The organism is Corallococcus sp. Z5C101001 (assembly GCF_007352635.1).
Lineage (GTDB): Bacteria > Myxococcota > Myxococcia > Myxococcales > Myxococcaceae > Corallococcus > Corallococcus silvisoli.
In genome coordinates this window covers 230,116-250,709 of the sequence record NZ_VKLU01000005.1, presented here as the reverse complement: position 1 = coordinate 250,709, position 20,594 = coordinate 230,116, and the positions used below count along the sequence as shown (strand labels likewise).

The following is a 20,594-nucleotide window of genomic DNA, read 5'->3' as shown; positions in this document are numbered from 1 at the left end:
TGAGGGGTCAGGCGGAGAGGGGAGAGGCTTGCGTCGGGAGGAGGGGAGGCAGGGCGGAGGCGATCCGCTGGAGGAGCCAGGCCTGGGCCTGGTTCGGGCGAAGGAAGAAGTGATCGCCCGGCGTCACGTGCTGGTGGAACGCCCCCTGGGTGAGCGCGCGCCACGCCGAGGAGGCCTCGGCCGTGATGCGGTCATCGGAGGCGCCGTGCATGACGGTGATGGGGAACGCGAAGGGCGCTTCGGGCTGGTAGCGGTAGCCCTCCATCAACTTCAGGTCCGCGAGCATCATGGGCAGCAGTGCTCGCGCGAAGTCGGTGTCCCGGCCCGCCATCACCCGTCCCTCGGCCGTGTTCATCGCGATGTCGAGCAGCGGCCCCAGGGGCTCGCGCGTCCCGGGGTCGGGCACGCCCTGGAAGCCCGCCGCGCGGAAGCGCTGTTGGAGCCCTTCCAGGAACGGACCGGGCGACAGGAAGGGCGCGCTGGCCCCCCCCACGAGGAGGTGCTCGGGCTGGGGCAGGCCGCGGGCGCGGAGCCGGCTGGCGAGCAGGTACGCGAGCAGCGCGCCGAGGCTGTGCCCATAGAAGGCGAAGGGCAGGTCCAGGTGGGGCCGCAGCGCGGACTCGAGCTGGGGCAGCAGGTCTTCCAGGCGGTGCAGGGGCGGCTCGTGGATGCGGGTCTCGCGTCCCGGGAGCTGTATCGGCCAGACCTCGATGTGCTCGGGCAGCAGCCGCGCCCAGTCCAGGTAGAGCGAGGCGCCGCCGCCGCCATAGGGGAAGCAGAACAGGCGCACGCGAGGACGCGGGCGGCGCACCACGTGGCTGAACCAGGAGTGAGGTGCCGTCGCCGGGGGCACGGCGTCCGGAGCGCGCTCCGCTGGCGCGAGGTCGCGCAACAGGGCGCGGGTGAGGTTGTCGATGCTCGGGCCTTCGAGCAGCAGCTCCGCGGGCACCCGCAGCGACAGGGTCTCCTCGATGTCCCGTCGCAAGGACAGCCCCGTGATGGAGTCCAGGCCCAGGTCCCGCAGCGGCACATGGGGCGTCACCGCGTCCTGCTCCATCTGGAGGTGATGCGCGGCACGACCGGTCAGGAACGCCACGACCGCCGCGTGCTGGGCGGCCGCGTCCCTCACCTCATGGGACCGAGGGCCCTGGGGCCGGGGCGTGTCCTGGAGTGCCTTTTCGAGCGCCGCCACCCGTTCGGCGCTCAGCAGTCGCAGCCGGTGTCCCCGGGCCTCGGCGACGAGTCGGTTCGCTTCGTCCAGGAGCCGGAAGTGGCCGGTGATGTTCCCGTTCGCGTCGGGAGGTTCGGGGAACGTGATGTGGCACAGGAGCGTGTCGCTCGCCGGGGCGTGGTGGAGCTGGAAGGACTCCCAGCCCACGACCATGAAGCGCATGCGCTCATCGAGGTGGGCCGCCCCCGCCACGGCGAACAGCTGCGCGCACGCGTCGAGGATGCCCGGATGGAAGCCCAGGGCGTGCGAGGGCTGCTCCGCGCGGGGCCGCGGCCGGAAACGGGCCAGGGCTTCACCCTCGCGGAAGTCCACCGCGTCCACCCACTTCACGCTCTCCCCCAGGTCGAAGGACAGCGCTTCGAGCCGGCGGTAGAAGGTGTCGCCGTCCCAGCGGGTGGCCTGCTCCAGGCTCGGAAGGGCGCCCGAGGCATCGGGAGTGGACGCGGCGTGCTCCAGCACCGCCTGGGCGTGGAGGGTCCACGGACCGCGTTCATCCACGCGGCCATGGAGCAGCAGCCGGGCGCGACCCCCCTCCAGGGGTTCCACCCCGAGGCGCACCTCGCGCTCCTCGTGGGGATCCACGTGCAGCGCGACCAGGTAGCGCACGTCCCGAAGCGCGAATGACGTGAAGTCCAGGTGCTGGCGGATGGCGCGGGTCAGGAGCTCCTGCAGGTGTCCGACGTGGGCGACGCCGTGGTTGTCCGCCAGCTCCGGCAGGCGCGCGTAGCTGATCCGGTATGCGAATTCGCGCTCACGGCGGGGTGAGTGCAGCGGCGTGCCGTCGAACACGGGGGGACCGGAGGCATCCGTTCCGATGGGGGCGACCTCCACGGGCAGGGTCGGCAGCCAGTAGGGCTTGCGCTGGAAGGGGTAGGTCGGCGGTGGACGTTCCGGCCGGGCCCGTCCTTCGGTGAAGGGGCGTCGAGCCGGGGCGAGCCCCCGCGTGTAGAGGTCCGCCACGCAGTCCAGGAGCGTTCGCCAGGGCGCCTCGTCCGAGGTGGCGCGAAGCCAGGGGCGCTCCGTGTCGCCCAGCGCCACGATGATCCGGCGCTCGGTGGAAGCCAGCCCCGCGAGGGCCGCCTCCCAATCCCCCGTCGCGAGGGCAGGCTGCGTCCACGTGTCGGCGCGAGCCGCCTTCCGGGCGTCGATGAGCGCGTCGGTTCGCGTGTGCAGCAGGCGCAGGCGCGGCTCCGTCAATTGCCCCGGCTCCAGGGTGAAGGCGCCCAGCCCACCCAGGTCGCGCAACAGGCAGCGCAGCGCATCCCGGAGCTCCAACACGCCGGCCTCGCAGGCCGCGAGGTAGAGGCCCAGGCCGTCCGCCAGCAGTGCGTCGGGTTGATAGCCCCAGTGCCCCAGCAGCTTGAGCAGGGCGTATCGGGCGCGGAAGGTGGTGACCTCCGGCGCCTCCAGCATGCGAGGGGAGCCGCCTGACAGCTCCGCGACGACGGCGCCACACGCGTCGAAGGCCGCCGCGAAGACAGGCTCCACGGGGGAGAGCGCCGCCACGGTGGCGCGCAGGTCCCCCGCGTGGGGAATGGCGAGCGCGAGCCGGGGGATGGCGGCCTGCTCGACGACGCCGCGAAGCAGGCCCCCGGCCCCGTGGCCCTCGGCGAGTGCCAGGAGTCCGGCGGCGAGTCCCGCGCCATCGGAGGCCACCACCGCGGCGCGGTGCTCCAGGTGGCTGCGCGCGGCCACGGCGGCGGTGCACGCCGCGCCCAGCAGGTGCTCCGGCTCTCGCGACAGGTACTCCCGCCAGGCGCGGGCCTGGGCGCGCAGCGCGGCGTCGTCCCGGGCCGACAGCGGGAGCAGGTGCACGGGCCGCGGAGGCGAAGCGACGGGGGCGGGCGGAGCGGGGGGCTCGGCCACGATGACGTGGACGTTCGTCCCCGAGAACCCGAAGGCGCTCACGCCGGCCGCCCGTCCTTCCCCGTCCCACCGCAGCGTGTCCCATGCGAGCCGGGCGCGCATGCGCTCCAGGCGGATGTGGGGGTTGAGCTGGTGGAGGTGGGGCTGCTTCGGAATCGTCCGGTGTTGGAGGCAGAGCACGGTCTTGATGAGGCCGGCGATGCCCGCGGCGGCCTCCAGGTGCCCCAGGTGCGCCTTCACCGCGCCGACCGTGAATGCCTCCGCGGAGGCCGGGCGCTGCCCGTACACGGTCCCCAGGGCCTGCATCTCGATGGGGTCTCCCAGGGAGGTGCCCGTGCCGTGGGCTTCCACGTACGAGATGCGCTGGGGCTCCAGGTGCGCCGACTCCAGCGCCTTGCGCAGCAGCGCCTGCTGGGCGAGCCCGTTGGGCACGGTCAGCCCGCTGCTCGCGCCGTCATGATTCGCCGCGGAGCCCAGGAGCACGGCCAGCACGGGATCGCCGTCCCGCCGCGCGTCGGCCAGCCGCTTGAGGACAATCATCCCGCCGCCTTCAGCGCGGCCATAGCCGTCCGCGGACGCGTCGAAGGTCTTGCAGCGTCCATCCGGCGCCAGGGCGCGCAGCCGGCTCAGCGAGACGAACGTATACGGCGACAACATGAGGTTGACGCCGCCTGCCAGGGCCACGGTGGACTCGCCTCGGAGCAGGCTGTCGCACGCCAGGTGGACGGCCATGAGCGATGAGGAGCACGCGGTGTCCACGGTGAGCGCGGGCCCCTGGAGCCCCAGCCGGTGGGAGATCCGCCCCGAGGCGATGTTCGCCGCGAGCCCGGTGGCGCTGTACGCGCTGAACTGTCCCGCTGCGCGAGGGAGCAGGCCGTACTCGGCGCTGCCCATCCCCACGAAGACTCCCACGGGGCTGCCCGCGAGGCTGTCGGGGGCGAGGCCCGCGCGCTCGAGGGCCTCCCACGACACCTCCAGCAACAGGCGCTGCTGGGGATCCATGTCGATGGCTTCGCGTGGAGAGATGCCGAAGAGCCGCGCGTCGAAGAGCGCGGGCGCCTCCTTCAGGAACCCTGCCTGTCGCACGTACACGCGCCCGGCGGCATCGGGATCCGCGTTGAAGAAGGCCTCGGGATCCCACCGCTCCCTGGGGACATCGACGATGGCGTCGCCGCCTTCCATGAGGAACCGCCACAGCGCCTCGGGGCTGTCGCACCCACCGGGGAACCGGCAGGCCATCCCGATGATGGCGATGGGCTCCCGTCCTTCCGGCGTGGGCGCCGAGGAACGTGGCCCGGCCGCTGGCGCGGGCGGGGGCGAGGGAGGGGCGGCTTCTGGCACCACGGCCTTGGCCCGGATGCCGAACCGCTGCACGAGGACGTCGCGGGCCCCATGGAACACCACGCGCTGGCAGTCGTCCTGGGCCAGCCCCGCCTCGAACACCGACAGCCCAAGCGCGGTGGGCAGGGGCGTGAGTCCGCCCCGGCGCTCCATGAAGCGCAGCGTGCTGGCGTCCACCCGCATGCCGCCCTCGGCCCACAACGGCCAGTTGAACGACACCGTGCGGCCCCGCCGTTCTCCTCGTGCCCGTCGCGCCTCGCGCTCCTCGGCGAACGCGTCGAGGAAGGCGTTGGCGAAGGCGTAGTCGCTCTGGCCTACGTTCCCCGTGATGGCGGCCGTGGAGGAGAACAGCGCGAAGAAGTCCAAGGGCAGGTGGCGGCTGGCCTCATCCAGGTGCAGCGTGCCGTGCACCTTGGGGCCGAGCACCGCCGCCCACTGCGCCGGGTCCTTGGCCGCGACGAGTGAGTCTCGCGTCGCCCCCGCCGCGTGGATGATGCCGTGCACCGTCCCCAGTCGCTCACAGGCCTCGAGGAGCCCCCGCGCGGCCGAGTCCCGGTCGCTCACATCCGCGCGGATGTAGAACACCTGGGCGCCCGTCCCGCGCAGCGCCTCCAGCCGCAGGCGCCGGGCCTCGTCGAGTTCGCCTCGGCCCATGAGCGCGATCCTCGCCTGGACGGTGCGCACCAGATGCTCGGCCAGCAGCAGGCCCAGTCCGCCCGCTCCGCCGGTGAGCAGGTAGGCCCCGCCCTGTCGCAGCGGCGAGGGGCGTGGAGGCGCATGGGGTGGCTCCACCAGCTCACGCACCTGACGCCGATCCGCCACGTACCGGATCTCGACGTCGTCCTGGCCGCTGTTGGCCAGCGCCAGCCGCGCCACCTCGGAAGGCGCGGAGGACTCCGGGCCCAGTGCCAGGGTCTGGAAGCCCAGCCGTGGCGCCTCCAGGCCGAGCGCGCGGCAGAACCCACCCAGGGCGGCGTGGGCGGGTCGATGCGTGCCGTCCACCGTGGCGTGCAGATACCCCAGACGCATCGCCCCATCGGACGTGTGCGCGAGCATGCCCTGCGCGATCCCCAACAGCTGCGCGAAGCCGAGGGTGGGGTCCTTCCCGAAGTCCGCGTCGAGCGCGCCGAGATGGAACACGTGACTGGGTTGGAGCCCCCGTCCGCTCAGCGCGGCGAGGAGCTGTTGCACCTGCCGCGCGTCGGCGGGATCGAACTCGGGTTCCGCGCCGGTCGCGTCGAAGCGCTGACCCAGGCGCGCCCCCACCACCGGCACCTCCACGCCCTGCGCGTGCAGGTGTTCGCGGAAGGCCCTGGCGTGGGCCTCGCTCCCTCCGACGAGCAGGACGCCGCGAGGGGCGCGGCCGGGGGACTCCGTGCAGGGTGCGTCACGCCACTCCTGGCGCGCGAGCACCACTTCCGCTGGAGCTTCGGCGCGGCGCGCGGCGGGCGCCTCGGCCACGGCGGGGAGCCGTTCGAGGAGGAAGTCCGCGAGTGCCCGCAGGGTGGGGTGATCGAACGCGAGCGTGGGGTAGAGGTCGATCCCGAGCTCGCCCTCCAGGTGCTCCACGAGCTGCGTGGCCTGCACCGACTCCATCCCCAGATCGAAGAAGCCCTCCTCCGGCGACGGCTGCGTGGAGGGCGCATAGGCCAGGACGCGGGCCACCGCTTCGCCGAGCAGGCTGATCAAGAGCGCGTGCCGCTCGGCCTGGGGGGCGTGCGCCAACTGCTCCCGCATCGACTGGCGGTGTCGCGGCTCGGGGGACGTGGGGGCGGGGGGGGCCCCCGGAGGCGGCGGCGTGGGCGCTGGTCCCGAGGATTCAATCCAGTGGCGCTCTCCGGCGAAGGGGTAGGTCGGGAGGCGGAGCCGGCGCGGCGGGTGCTCCCGGTACAGGGCCCGCCAGGGCCAGGGCGTGCCTTCGGCCCAGGTGCGCGCGAGCGTGGCGTGCTCATGCCGGGCGACGAGCGCCAGCAGCTCGGACTCGGGGGGCGCGGCGTCCGCCACGTGCGATGGGGAGAGGGTGGCGGTGAAGAGGCCCTGGGCTCGGAGCGCCACGGAGTCCTCCGCGTGCGCCACGTAGACGCGCAACCTCTCGCGGGTGATGACCAGGTCCGAGGCCACGAAGGCGAGCCGGGCGGACATCGCCTCGCGCCCCTGTTGCAGCGTGAACGCGAGCGCTTCGAACTCACCCAGGCCCCAGTCTGGCCGGGCCTCGAGCCAATCGAGCAGCCGCCGCGCCTGGACGCGCAGCCGCTCCGGCGTGCGGGCGGACAGCACGAGGACCTGGGGCCGGGCCGGGAGCGGGAAGCTCCGGAGCGCGGGCCCTTCCCAGGATTCGACGACGAGGTGCACGTTGACGCCGCCCGCGCCGAAGCTGCTGATGCCGGCGCGCAGGGGCTCTCCGGGCCGTGAGTGCCACGGCGTGGCTTCGCGTTGGACGCGGAAGGGCGTGCTCGCGAAGTCGATGTGCGGATTGAGCTGCCCCCCATGGATGAGGGTGGGCGCCAGCCGGCGGTGCCTCATCTGCAAGAGGACCTTGTGGAGCTGCGCGATGCCGGCGGCCGACTCCAGGTGGCCGATGCTGGCCTTGACCGAGCCGATGGCGCAGAAGCCCCGGTCCGGTGTGTGGCTCCGGAACGCATCCGTCAGCCCCGTGACCTCGATGGGGTCGCCCAGGCTGGTGCCCGTCCCGTGCGCTTCCACGTAGCCGAGGGTCCGGGCATCCACCCCGGCACGTCTCAGGGCCGTGGAGATGACCTCGGTCTGCGCCACGGGGTTGGGCACCGTGTAGCCATGGGTCTTCCCGTCGTGGTTGTGCGCGCTGCCCTTGATGACCGCGTGGATGGTGTCCCCGTCGCGCAGCGCCATGGCCAGGGGCTTGAGCAGGACGGCCCCCACGCCCTCGCCGGGGACATAGCCATCGCCCCCCGCGGCGAAGCTGCGGCAGCGCCCGTCGCTCGACGCGAAGCGGTTGGCGCAGAGCATCACGTACTTGCTCGGGTGCAGCGACAGGTTCACGCCGCCCGCCAGCGCCACCTCGCATGCGCCGGAGCGCAGGCTCTCGCACGCGAGGTGGATGGCGTTGAGCGACGAGGAGCAGGCGGTGTCCAGCGTGAGGCTGGGCCCGCTCAGGTTGAGCGCGTAGGAGACCCGGTTGGCGATGGAGAAGGATTGGGTGCTGAACGGGATGCGGTGGCCTCGCGACCACTCCTGCGCGCCGAAGAGGGCGTATTCGTTGTACGTGGCTCCGACGAACACGCCCACGGGCGCGCGTTGATCTCCCGCGTCCGCCTTCGCCAGCCCCGCGCGCGTGTAGCCCGCGTCCTCCATGCAGGCCCAGGCGGTCTCCAGGAAGAGGCGCTCCTGGGGGTCCATGTAGCGGGCGATCAGCGGAGAGATCTGGAAGAAGGCCGCATCGAAGCGGTCCACGCGGTCCAGGAAGCCGCCCCACTTCGCATAGATGGAGCCCGGCTCCTGGCGTGTGGCATCGAACAGGGGGCGGTAGTCCCAACGCTCCGTGGGGATCTCCTCGATGCAGTCCTTGCCCGTCTCCAGGTTGCGCCAGTAGTGCTCCAGGTCCTCCGCCTGGGGATAGCGGCCGCTCATCCCGATGATGGCGATGTCCCCATCCGCGACGCTGTCCCGAGGCATCGGCGAGGAGCGTGGGCGCTGCTCCGGGGGCCCCACGCGCGCGGCGGGCGGGGGCGGTCCCTCGGGGGGCGGCGCGGTCGTCGCGGAGGGCCCCGGGGCCTGCCGCGTGAGCCGCTGGAGCTGCGCGCCGTGTTCCTGGCCCAGGTAGGCCGCCAGGTCCGCGAGGTTCTTGTATTTGAAGAACAGGGTGATCGGGAGCTTGCCGAACGCCGCCTCGAGCTTCTGGTGGAGCTCGGCGATGAGGATGGAGTTCATCCCGTAGCTCTCGAAGTCGGCCGTGGGACGGAGGGTCGCTGGATCGAGCCGCGCCGTGGTCGCCAGCGCCTGGGTCAGGAACTGGAGCGCGCCGCGCCAGGTCCCGTCGGCCTCCAGCGGAGTGGCGTCGCGCGGAGCCGCTGTTTCAGGGACCGCGATGGGCGCTGTCGCCGCGCCCGTCACGTACAGCCGATCCGCCGGACCGGGCAGCAGCCAGTGCCGCGTCTGGGCGAAGGGTGAGCCGGGCAGGGACACGCGCCGTGACGGGAGCGGGTAGAGCCGCGACAGGTCGGACGTGGCTCCGCTCACCCAGAGCCGGGCGAGCCGGTCGAGCTCCCCTCCGGTGAACAACGCCTCCAGGAAGGCCGCGCCAGCGGCGCCGCCCAGAAGCGACTCATGCAGCCGCGCTCCGTCCGCGCTCCCGACATGCACGTGTTCGGCGGTGCCGCGTCCGAGCCATCCATCGAGCCGCGCGGCGAGTTCATCGAGGTCGCGCACCACGGTGGCCAGCCGCTCATCCAGGACCTCGCGTCCCACGGTGAGCGTGTAGGCCAGATCTTCCAGGTGCGGCGCCGCCGGGTTGCGCAGGGCCTCGCGCAGCCGCTCGGCGGTGGTCCGCAGCAGGGCCGGATCGCGAGCGGAGAGCACCACCAGTTGGGGCCGCGTGGCGGTCCGGGGGGGCCGGGGCGCCGCGCGGTACTCCTCCAGGACGACGTGGGCGTTGGTGCCGCCGAACCCAAAGGAGCTCACGCCGGCGCGCCGGAGCCCCTCCACGCCTGCGTCGTCGAGCGGCGCGGGCCATGGCCGGGTGGTCGCGTTGACGTAGAACGGGCCACCCTCCAGCCGCAGCTGGGGGTTGGGCTGCTGGAAGTGGAGGCTGGCGGGGAGGGTGCGGTGACGCAGCGCGAGCGCCACCTTGAGGACCCCCGCGATGCCGGCGGCCGTCTCCAGATGTCCGATGTTGGTCTTGACCGAGCCGAGCGCGCAGTGGGGCCGCGAAGGCGGGGGCCGCTGCCAGCGCGGATAGAGCCGCTCGAAGGCCATGCGCAGGCCGGAGATCTCGATGGGGTCTCCCAGGGAGGTGCCCGTCCCGTGCGCTTCGATGTAGCCGACGGTCGCCGGATCCACCCGGGCGTCCTCGTAGGCGGCCACCAGCAGGTCCGCCTGGGACTTGGGGTTGGGGGCGGTCAGCGCCTGGGCGCGTCCGCCGTGGTTGATGGCCGTTCCACGAATGACCGCGTGGATGGTGTCCCCGTCGGCCTCGGCGCGCGACAGGGGCTTGAGCAGCAGGGCGCCCAGGCCCTCACCGCGGACGTAGCCGTTGGCGGAGGCGTCGAACGTCTTGCAGCGTCCGTCCTCGCTCAGCATGCCCGCGCGGCTGAACGCGAAATACAGCTGCGGGCTGAGCAGCAGGTTGACGCCGCCGACGAGCGCCAGCGTGCACTGACCCGAGCGCAGGGCCTGGACCGCGTGGTGGATGGCGACCAGCGAGCTGGAGCACGCCGTCTCCACCGGGAGGCTGGGGCCGTGCAGATCGAGCAGGAAGGAGAGCCGGTTGGGCAGCACGGAGTGCGCCTTGCCCGTGGCGGTGTGCGCGTCCGCGGCGATGCCGAAGTCCCTCAACAGGTCGTGGTAGTCGGTCGTGCCGATTCCCACGAACACCCCCGTGTCGCTGCCCGCGAGGGAGGAGGGCCGGTAGCCAGCGTCCTCCAGGGTGTTCCACGCCAGCTGGAGGAACAGGCGGTGCTGGGGGTCCATCAGCGCCGCCTCGCGGGGCGTGATGCGGAAGAAGGCCGCGTCGAAGTGCTCCACCGGGTCGATGAAGCTGCCCCACCTGACGCGGGTCCGATTCGGCTCGGTCAGCGGGTTGCCTTCGAGCGCGCGCCAGTCCCACCGCTCTGGGGGGATCTCCGCGATCAAATCGCGCCCCTGCTCGAGGTTCCGCCAGAAGGCGCCCAGCTCGGGGGATTGGGCGAAGAGTCCGCCCATGCCGATGATCGCGATGGGCTCCGATGAGCCCGCCACGGACTTGGGGGGAGCGGTGCGCGCAGGGGGCTGGGGCTTGGGGGGCTCCGGGGCGGCGGTCACTTCCACCGAGGGCTTCGAGGGCGGTGCCCGCTCCTCCGGAAACCGTGCGCTCAGGGCCTCCCGATGCGTGGCGAGCAGATGCTCGACGAGGGCCCCCAACCGGTCATGCTCGAAGAGCATCGCGGCAGTGAGATCCACGCCGAGCTGTTCACGCAGCCGGTTGGCCAGCTGGGTCATGGAGATGGAGTCGAAGCCGAAGTCGCGCAGGTCCGTGTCCGGATCCACATCCCCGACGTCCATCTTGAGGATCGACGCCGCGGTCCCCATGACCTGGGCGCGCACCCGGTCGCGCAGGAGTCCGTTCGGGGCCACGGGCTGGGGTTCGGACCTCGGGGACGGCGGTGCGGCGGGCGCGGGCACGGATGGGCGGGGCAGCGCCACCGCGGCGAGCGTCTGGCAAAGGGCGCGCACGGAGGCGTGTTCCGCCAGCTGGCGCGAACTCAAGGCGCGGCCCATCCGCTCACCCAGTCGGGTGCTCAGCACCGCGAGCGTGGTGGGATCGAAGCCGTGATCCTCCAGGCTCGCATCGGGATCCACCTCCGCGGGGTCCACGCGAAGGACCTCCGCGACCGTCGCCAGGACCGCTTCCATGTCAGCGGGTGCGGCCTCGGAAGATGGCGGGAGCGGGGCGGACGCGGGGGCCTGGATCAGCGCGAAGGCTTCATCGATGGCCGCGAGGTCGCCCTCCACGACGGCCATCACGGGCTCCGTGGCGTGCAGTGCCCGCACGAAGAAGTCGAGTCCCGCCCGTGTGCCCAGCGGCTTCATGCCCAGCGTCCGCAGCAGGTGCTGTTCGACTTGCGCGTCCACGCGCATGCCGCCCTCGCGCCACAGGGGCCAGGCGATGGAGAGCGAACGTCCGTGGCGCTGGCCCCGTGCGACCTGGGCCGCGCGCCTTCTTGCGAGCTGGTCGAGGTACCGGTTGGCGAAGGCGTAGTCGCACTGCCCCACGTTGCCGATGACTCCGGCCAGGGAGGAGAACAGGACGAAGAAGTCGAGCGGTAGCTGCCGTGTCGCGAGGTCGAGGTGGAGGGCGCCATGGACCTTGGGCCGCAGGACCTCGGTCACGTCCTCGGGGCGCTTGTGGGCGACCATGGCATCGCGCAACACCCCGGCGGAGTGGATGACGCCGTGGAGCGCGCCGAAGCGACTCACGGTCGCGTTGACGAGCGCTTGCGCTTCATCCTCGCGAGACACGTCCGCGCGCAGGTACACGGCCTCCGCGCCGTCGGCGGCGAGTGTCTGGAGTTGGTCACGGACGGCCGCGTCCTCCGGAGCCCGTCCGGCGAGGACGAGCCGCGCCTGGAAGCGTTGGGCGAGGAAGCGGGCGAAGAGCAGGCCCAGCCCGCCCCGCCCCCCCGTGATGAGGTAGACGCCCCGGTGTCGAAGCAGGGGCGTGGAGTCCGCGTCGGGCAGCGACAGCCGTTGCATGCGGAGCCGGGCGCGCCCCGTCCGGTCCAGTCGGATCAAGTCATCCGCCGCGTGGGGCAGGGAGAGCTCCTGGAGCAACAGCTCCCAGGCCGGGCGCGTGACGCCGTCCCCGAGTCGGACGACTCGGTATCGCAGGGCGCCATGCTCGCGGTTGATCGTCTTGCAGAATCCCGAGAGCGCGGCATGGGGTGACGAGGTCTCGTCACCAGCCTCCACGCACAGCAACTGGAGCGAGGGCACGGGCCGGGACTGGAGCCAGGTCCGGGTGAAGCTGATCAGCGCCTGGAGGCCCTGCTCCAGCACCTGCTCCAGGGATTGCTGATCCGGTCCGGAGCCGTGCAGCGCGGTCCAGGCGTGAATCACGGCCGTGGGGACGCGGCCCTCCTGTCGCAGGGCCTGGAGCAGCAGCGTGGCGTCCTCGGTGCGCGCGGGCGCGATCTCGTAGACGCCGTCGCCGAGCGAGCGGAAGCCCGTCCCCGGCTTCACGAGGATCACGGGCCGTGGGGTCCCTCCGCGAAGCCCGTCGCGCAGGACGGTGTCGTGGTCGAAGAGCAGCAGGGCACCGGTCGCCTCGTTGGAGGTGCGCTCCAGTGGTTCGGGCACCCAGGCTTCGCCCAGGACGCGGAGGTGCTCGCGCGCCGGTCCACGAACCTCTCGGATCGCGAAGTCCTCCATCCGCACGAGCACCGTCCCCGCGCCATCGAGCAGACACAGCTCGAAGGTCTCCACGTCCTTGCGCCGCGCCTTGCGCGTGACGTGGACGAAGCACTCGGGGGGCAGGGGCCGGTGCAGGTGCACCGCCGTCAGGGAGAACGGAAGCCAGGTCCGCTCCGCAGCCGCGACACCGCCCTCCGGTTCCTGCGCGAGGAGGCCGATGACGGCTTGCAGGGCACCGTCCAACAGGCCGGGGGGGAGGGTGACGTCCACCGGTGCGGGGGCCGTGGGCAGGTGCAACGCGGCGAGCGCCTCGTCATGTCCCACGTGGAGCGCGCGGATGGGGCGCAGGGACTCGCCGTACTCCAGTCCCCGCGAGGCGAGGAGGCGGTAGCAGTCCTCCGCGGACAGCAGGCGCGGGCAGCGCGCCTGGATGTCACCGGGTGCCGGGCGCGACTCCCTCTGCCCGGAGCTCTCCTTGCGCGACAGCCGACCCTGGGCGTGGAGCTGCCCGGTCGCTCCGACGAGGCGGAAGCCCAGATGCTCGCCCTCCTGCTGGAGTTCGAGGGACACGTCGAGGGTCGCGGTGTCTGACGACGGCACCCCAGGGCTCGCCCAGGTGATGTCGCGAAGGCCGTGGACAGGCCCGGCGCCCGCCAGTCGGGCCGCGGCGAGGGCCATCTCCAGACACACGACTCCCGGGAGCACCGGCTGCCCACGGACGCGGTGGTCGGCGAGCAGCGGCTCCGTGGCGGAGAACGCCGTGGAGAAGCGCACGGCCGCGAACGTGGAGGTGTTGAGTCCCAGCAGCGGGTGAAGCCGCCGAGGGGCGCCGCCGGAGGTGGCCACGTGCTCCGTGCGCGGCAGCCAGTACGAGCGCCACGCGAAGGGATAGGTCGGGAGCGGGTGCCGCCGGGGGCGGCCTTCGGGATGGAGCGTGGACCAGTCCACGTCCTGGCCCTCCACCCAGCGCGCGGCGAGTTCGCGCAGCGCCGGGGCCTCCGTCCCGCGCGCGGACAGCGACGCGGTGGAGGGCGCGGCCCTGCCCGTCCCCTGGAAGCAGTCCGCTGGGAGGGAGGTCCCCTCCAGGTAGCTCCGCAGTTGTACGCGCAGCGCCTCCAGGCTCGAGGCGACGAAGGCGAGCCGCGCGGGCATGGGCTCGCCGCGAATCTGCGACGAGTAGGCGATCTGGCTCAGGCTGGCACGGGGAGCCGTGCCGCCGGGGGCGGCCTGCCGGTCCAGGACCCGCAGGAGCCGTTCGGCGTAGGGGCGGAGCCGGTCCTCCTTGAGCGCGGACAGGACGACCAGTCGTGGCCGCTCGGGAGGTGGTGCGTCGGCCCGAGGGGCCACGTACTCCTCGAGGATGACGTGGGCATTGGCTCCGCCCGCGCCAAATGAGCTCAGGCCCGCGCGCCTGGGGGCGGGCTGCCCCGCGAGGGTCGTTGGCGCGGGCCAGTCGCTCAGCTCCTGTTGGACGCGGAAGGGCGTGCTCGCGAAGTCGATGAAGGGATTGAGCTGGCGCGCATGCAGCGACGGGGCGAGCTTGCGGTGGCGCAACTGGAGCAGCACCTTGGTGATGCCGGCGATCCCCGCGGCGGCTTCCAGGTGCCCGACGTTCGACTTCACCGACCCGATGGCGCAGCTCCACTCCGGAGCCGTCCTGCCCCTGAAGGCCTTGCCCAGGCCGGAGATCTCGATGGGATCGCCCAGGCTCGTGCCGGTCCCGTGCGCCTCGATGTATCCGACCGTCCCAGGCTCGACGCCCGACCGCTCCAGCGCCTCGGAGATGAGCGTGGCGTGAACGTCGGGATCCGGGACGGTGTAGCCGTTGGAGCGGCCGCCATGGTTGACCGCGGTCGTGCGGATGACGCCGTGGATGAAGTCCCCGTCGGCCTCGGCGCGCGAGAGGGGCTTGAGCAGGACCGCGCCCACGCCCTCGCCCGGGACGTAGCCGCTGCCGCCCTCGCCGAACGCGCGACACCGGCCGTCACTGGAGAGCATGCGGTGCTCGCTGAGGAACACGTACTTGCTCGGGTGCAGCATGAGGTTGACGCCGCCGACCAGCGCCTGTTCGCACTCACCGCGCAGCAGGCTCTCGCGGGCGAGGTGCAGCGCGGTCAGCGACGAGGAGCACATCGTGTCCAGGGACAGGCTGGGGCCGCGGAAGTCGAAGAAGTAGGAGACGCGGTTCGCGATGGACGATGCGAATGACGAGGGCGCGACGGGGTGCCCCTTGAGGGTCTCCTCCAAGCCCAGCAGCGCGTACTGCCCCCACATCACGCCCACGAACACGCCCACGCGCTGGCCTCGAAGGGCCCCGCCCGGTTGGCCCGAGTCTTCCAACGCCTGCCAGGCCGTCTCCAGGAACAGCCGCTCCTGGGGATCCATGAGCTCGACCTCGCGCGGCGAGAGGTTGAACAGGCGCGCGTCGAACTGGTCGATGCCTTGAAGGAACCCGCCCCACTTGCCCTGGGTGGTGCCCGGGCGCTTGCCGTTCGGATCGAACCAGCGGTCGTGATTCCAGCGCTCCTTGGGGACCTCCGTGATGCAGTCCCGTCCGGCTTGGAGGTTGTCCCAGAACGCGTCCAGGTCCGCAGCCTGCGGATAGCGTCCCGCGAGCCCGATGATGGCGATGGGTTCGTCCAAGCGCGTGCGCGGTGAAGGGGCCGCGGGGACGAGGACTTCATGTCGCACGGGAGCAGGCGTCTCGGCGCGGCCCGCGGGGGGCTGTCTGGGGGCGAGCCCCGCCACGCCCTGCGCATGATGCCGCGAGAGGTAGTCCGCCAGCTCGCGCAGGGTGCTGTGCTCGAACAGCAGCGTCGGGTAGAGCTTGCACGCGAGGTCTTGCTCCAGCCGCCGCACGACTCGCAGCAGGTGGGTTGAATCCAGTCCCTGGGAGTAGAAGTTCTCCGTCTCGTCGAGCGACTCGGGGGCCACCGACAATTCAGAGGCGAGCAGGCCTCGCAGGTAGTCCAGGATGGGAGCGTCACTCGCGGCTGTCGCGGGCGCGGCGGGCGCGGCGCGTGGCTCCGGAGCACGCGCTTCGCCTTCCGGGCGTCGCAAGCGGGAGATGAGGGCTTCGGAGCGGATGCGCTTGGTGGACAGCTTTCGGAGGGATGCGAGGCGTTGCCCCTCCCGCGAATAGAAGTCGATGTCGCTGTGAAAGAGGTCGTCCGCCACCAGTCCGGTGCTGGATTCACGCACATGGACGAACACGCGTTCGCCCAGCGCGCGCACCGCACGGAACGACTCGATGTGGATGGGGATGAATGGCTGGAGGGCCAGCTCCGGCCGCTGTTGCATGAAGAGGAACGGCAGGAGCGTGGAGCTGTCCAGGAGGACTGGATGGAGGAGGAAGTCCTCCAGGTGTTCCCGCGCGGGCCTGCTCAGCTGGAGCGCGGCCAGCACTCCGCCCTCGTGGAAGTAGAGCTGTCCCTGGCCCTTCATGAACTCGAGGTGTTCGATGGCCGCGCCGCGCGCGTAGACATAGGCGTCGTCCACGTCCGTGGTGCGCGTGGCTTGTTTCAGCAAGGCATCCACGTCGAGCCGGCCCTCGAACGGCTCACGGGTGACCTGGAACTCGCAGCGGAAGTTCTCGACGACCCCGACCCCTGCCGGGCCGTCGCTCCCGGAGGGAACGGGGCTGCTCTCCGCCGTCACCCGCCAGTGCCGGGCCTCCGCGTCCTGCGGGACGAAGCGCAGGCGCACGCGCCGGTCGAACTGCTCCGTGGTGGCGATGGGCTCACTGAACAGCACATTCCGCAGCTCAATCGACGGTGTGTCGAACCCCTGGGCTTTCAGGGCGCGGAGCACGAGATCCAGGAAGACCACCCCTGGCAGGATTCGCACGCCGTGGACCCGGTGATCCCGGACGAGCGGGTCTTCGTGGCTGATCGTGGTGCTGCACTCGAACGCGTGTAGCAAGTCGGGCACGGTGTCTTGTCCTGGAGACCCGGCAGCCTAGATCAATGCTCTGACTCCTTGAGACAGGGGAGAGTGAATAGATCCGCAATAAGTGCGGCTCCGAGGGCGGGACACGCCCCGTCTGGTGCTGCATTCGCGGAATGCTTGAATTTGAGAGGAGGTTCCCAGGAAAATTGGCGAGACATGCCTGTCCTGATGACAGCGCGATGCGCACCTCGTCCTGGGATTTGGCACCGCGATGTTTCACGGGGTGCCGAGCCAGGGCCGGACGCCGGAACTTCCGGGTCCGGCCCGCGGCTGAGCGAGAGGGCTCAGGCCGTGGCGGACCGCACGGCCTCGCGCAGCGCCCCGGACTCCACCAGCGCCGTGACCGCCGAGATGTCGTGATGCAGCTCGCGGTCGCGGTCCATGTGCGGGACCTTGCTGCGCACCAGCTCGTACGCCGCCAGGACGCCCTTGCCGGGCTTCACCGGCTGACGGAAGTCCAGCGCCTGCGCCGCGACCAGGACTTCAATCGCCAGACATGAGCGCGTGAACTCAGACACCTGACGGCCCTTGAGCGCGGCCGTCATGCCCATGGACACGTGATCCTCGCGGCCCGCGGAGGAGGGGATGGAGTCCACCGACGCCGGGTGGCTCAGGATGCGCGACTCCGCCACCAGGGCCGCCGCCGTCACCTGGGCGATCATGAACCCGGAGTTGAGCCCGCTGTTCTTCGCGAGGAAGGCGGGCAGCCCCGACAGGGAGGGGTTCACCATCTGCTCCACGCGCCGCTCGCTGATGGACGACAGCTGCGTGAGCGACATGGCCACCACGTCCATCGCCAGGGAGATGGGCTGACCGTGGAAGTTGCCGCCGGAGATGATGTTCTCCGTGTCCGCGAACACCAGCGGGTTGTCCGTGCCGCTGTTCACCTCCACCTCCAGGATGCGGCGCGCGAACGCCAATCCCTCTCGCGCGGAGCCGTGCACCTGCGGAATGCACCGGAGGCTGTAGGGGTCCTGCACCTTGCTGCAATTGACGTGCGTCTCCACCAGATCGCTGCCCTTCAGGATCCGCCGCAGGTGCTCCGCCACGGCCTTCTGGCCCGCGTGCGGACGCACCGCGTGGATCTCCGGCAGGAACGGCTTGTGGCTGCCCAACAGGCCCTCCACCGTCATCGCGCCCGCGATGTCCGCCACGTCCGCCAGCAGCTCCGAGCGCAGCTGCGTGAGCGTCCCCACCGCGCACATCGCCTGCGTGCCGTTGATCAGCGTCAGGCCTTCCTTCGCCTCCAACACCACCGGCTTCAGGCCCGCCTTCTCCAGCGCCTGCTTCGACGGCATCCGCACGCCCTCGAAGAACGCCTCGCCCTCGCCAATCAACACCAGCGCCAGGTGCGCCAGCGGCGCCAGGTCACCGGAGGCGCCCACGCTGCCCCGCTCGGGCACCACCGGCACCACGTCGCGGTTGAGCATGTCCAGGGCCAGCCCCAGCGTCTCCATCCGGATGCCGCTGAAGCCCTTCGCCAGCACGTTGCAGCGCAGCAGCAGCAGGACGCGCGCCTCCGGCAGCGGCAGCGGATTCCCCACGCCACAGGCGTGCGACAGGATGAGGTTGCGCTGCAGGTCGCGCAGGTCCTTTCGGTCGATGCGCACCTCCGCGAGCGTTCCGAAGCCGGTGTTGATGCCGTACGACGGGGTGTCACCCGCGGCCACCCGGTCCACCAGCGTTCGGGAGGCCTGCACCCGCCTGGCGGCTTCGGGGGCGAGCTCCACCGTGAGCTCGTGGCGGGAGACCTGGAGGATCTCCTCCAGCTTCAGGGTGTCACCATCGATGAGGAGGCGGGGGCGGGACATGTCTGGGTGCTCCAGGAATGCGGCTTGAAGACGTGGGGCCGCGAACGCTAGCGGATTCGCGGCGGCTTGGTTGAGAGGCCCTTTACACCCGGGGCCCGGCGCTCATATAGCCTGCGCCCGTCCGTGCAGGGAGGTCGTGAGCCCCTTGGCCCTCATCGTCCAGAAGTACGGCGGTACCTCGGTGGGTGACACCGAGCGCATGAAGAACGTCGCGCGCCGCTGCATCGCCGCCCAGAAGGCGGGCCATGACGTCGTCGTGGTCGTGTCCGCCATGTCCGGCGAGACCAACCGCCTGCTCAAGCTCGTCGCGCAGATCACCGACCGGCCGAACGAGCGCGAACAGGACGTCGTCGTCGCCACCGGCGAGCAGGTGTCCATTGGCCTCGTGGCCATGGCCATCCAGGCGCAGGGCGGAGAGGCCGTGAGCTTCCTCGGCCACCAGGTGCGCATCGTCACCGACAGCACCTTCTCCAAGGCGCGCATCAAGAGCATCGACGCGGAGCCCATCCGCGCCGCCTTGAAGCGGGGGCAGATCGTCGTCGTCGCCGGCTTCCAGGGCGTGGACGAGACGGGCAGCGTCACCACGCTGGGACGCGGGGGCTCCGACACCACCGGCGTCGCCCTGGCCGCCGCGCTCAAGGCGGACGCGTGTGAAATCTATACGGACGTCGACGGCGTCTACACCACCGACCCCAACGTGTGCCCGGCCGCGAAGAAGCTGGACCGCATCACCTACGAGGAGATGCTGGAGCTGGCCAGCCTGGGCGCCAAGGTGTTGCAGATCCGCTCGGTGGAATTCGCCATGAAGTACAAGGTGCCCCTGTGGGTGAAGTCGTCCTTCACCGAGGATCCGGGCACGCTCGTCTGTGAGGAGGACGCATCCATGGAGGACGTGCTGGTTCGAGGGGTCGCCTACGACCGGAACGAGGCGAAGATCACCGTGGTGGGCGTGCCGGATCAGCCGGGCGCCGCGGCGAAGCTCTTCGGGGCGCTCGACGCGAAGCACATCGTGGTGGACCTCATCGTGCAGAACCTGTCCCGCGAGGGGCGCACCGACGTCACCTTCACCGTCGCCAAGTCCGACTTCGCCAAGGCCCACGAGGTCGTGAAGCTGGCCGCGCAGGAGGTGGGCGCGACCGGCGTCGAGGTGGATGACGCCATCGCCAAGGTGTCCATCGTCGGCGTGGGCATGCGCAACCACTCGGGCGTCGCGGCGCGGATGTTCCAGACGCTCTCTCAGGAAGGCATCAACATCCAGCTCATCTCCACGTCGGAGATCAAGACCTCGTGTGTCATCCACACGAAGTACACGGAGCTGGCGGTGCGCGCGCTGCACACGGCCTTCGGGCTGGATGCGCCGCCGGCCGTGACGGCCACGCCCACCGTGTCCGAAGTGGACGCGCTGAAGGGGCAGAAGGCCTGAGGCGCTGGGGGCGCACGTCCGCGCTCGCGGCGCTGTCGTTGGGGCTGCTCGCCCTGGGCTTCGTGGCCCGGGCGCGGTGGCCAGAGTCGGGGCCCTCGCTCGACTGCCCGCCGGAGTCCGTCCGGTTGGATGCGGCGGGGCTGGCCACGTGCGGCCCTGGGAGCGTGCCCACGGGAGCCCAGGCGCTCGCCCTGGGGCTCAAGCTGGACCTCAACGCCGCGTCCGAGGCGGAGCTGGCCCTGTTGCCCGGTGTGGGCCGTGACCTGGCCCGGAGGCTGGTGACGGCTCGCGAGGATCAGGGCGGCCGGTTCACGAGCTGGGATGACGTGGACGCGGTGCCCGGCGTTGGCGCTGCCAAGTTGGAGACCCTCCGGGCAGCCACCGTGCTGGACCCGGCGGCGGCCACGGGGGGCGTATGGTAAGCACAGCCGGTGAAGATCGCCTGCCCGGAATGCTCGATGCAGTACGTGCTGGATGCCCGACTCCTGCCGCCCGGTGGCGCTTCGGTGCTGTGCACGCAATGCGGCCACGTCTTCATCGCTTCGCCGACCGGCGTGGTGCCCTCCGCGCCGAAGCTTCCACCGGCGGGTGCCATGGACCGCGCGGGGGCTCCGTCGTCCACGGCGAGCTTCGGCGGTGAGGGCGCATCCAGCCTGAAGTCCACGCAGCTGTTCGCGGGCACGACGACCGCTCCCGGCTCCTTCGTTCCGCGGCCGACGCCGGAGTCGGGGCCGCTGACTTCATCCGGCGTCGTCCCTCCGCCCCCCTCCATCGCGCCGGTCGCCTCTCAGCCCCGGCCTCCCGTGGGCCCTCCGGCCTCCGGAGTGCACCCGCCACAGGCGGCGGCGCCCGCGCGGACTTTCGGGGCACCGGGCCCCGCGTTCAGCGGGGG

4 protein-coding genes and 1 pseudogene are annotated in these 20,594 nt (G+C 71.6%); 3 read left to right on the top strand and 2 right to left on the bottom strand.

Features of this window, described 5'->3' with window-relative positions; genetic code table 11:
• Window positions 1–7: 7 nt before the first annotated feature.
• Window positions 8–16,450 (bottom strand): SDR family NAD(P)-dependent oxidoreductase, encoded by a 16,443-nt coding sequence (locus FOF48_RS11455; RefSeq protein ID WP_143900841.1) that lies wholly within the window; start codon window positions 16,448–16,450, stop codon window positions 8–10.
• A 302-nt stretch (window positions 16,451–16,752) separates the two neighbouring features.
• Window positions 16,753–18,279, bottom strand: coding sequence for a histidine ammonia-lyase (gene hutH / locus FOF48_RS11450; RefSeq protein ID WP_143900840.1), 1,527 nt, complete (start codon window positions 18,277–18,279; stop codon window positions 16,753–16,755).
• A gap of 145 nt (window positions 18,280–18,424) precedes the next feature.
• On the opposite strand from hutH, the gene FOF48_RS11445 reads away from it, so the two are divergent.
• From FOF48_RS11445 to FOF48_RS37715, 3 genes and pseudogenes are all read left to right on the top strand, one after another.
• Complete coding sequence (locus FOF48_RS11445; RefSeq protein WP_143902111.1) at window positions 18,425–19,702, top strand: aspartate kinase; 1,278 nt, start codon at window positions 18,425–18,427, stop codon at window positions 19,700–19,702.
• Between the two features lie 38 nt (window positions 19,703–19,740).
• Window positions 19,741–20,124, top strand: a complete 384-nt coding sequence (locus FOF48_RS11440) for a helix-hairpin-helix domain-containing protein (protein WP_255442073.1) — start codon at window positions 19,741–19,743, stop codon at window positions 20,122–20,124.
• A 9-nt stretch (window positions 20,125–20,133) separates the two neighbouring features.
• A pseudogene (locus FOF48_RS37715) lies at window positions 20,134–20,232 on the top strand (zinc-ribbon domain-containing protein); the annotation flags it as partial.
• Between the last annotated feature and the right edge of the window lie 362 nt (window positions 20,233–20,594).

Excerpts from the sequence above, each read along its gene's own strand:
- hutH (WP_143900840.1), bottom strand. The coding sequence starts at position 18,279 with ATGTCCCGCCCCCGCCTCCTCATCGATGGTGACACCCTGAAGCTGGAG.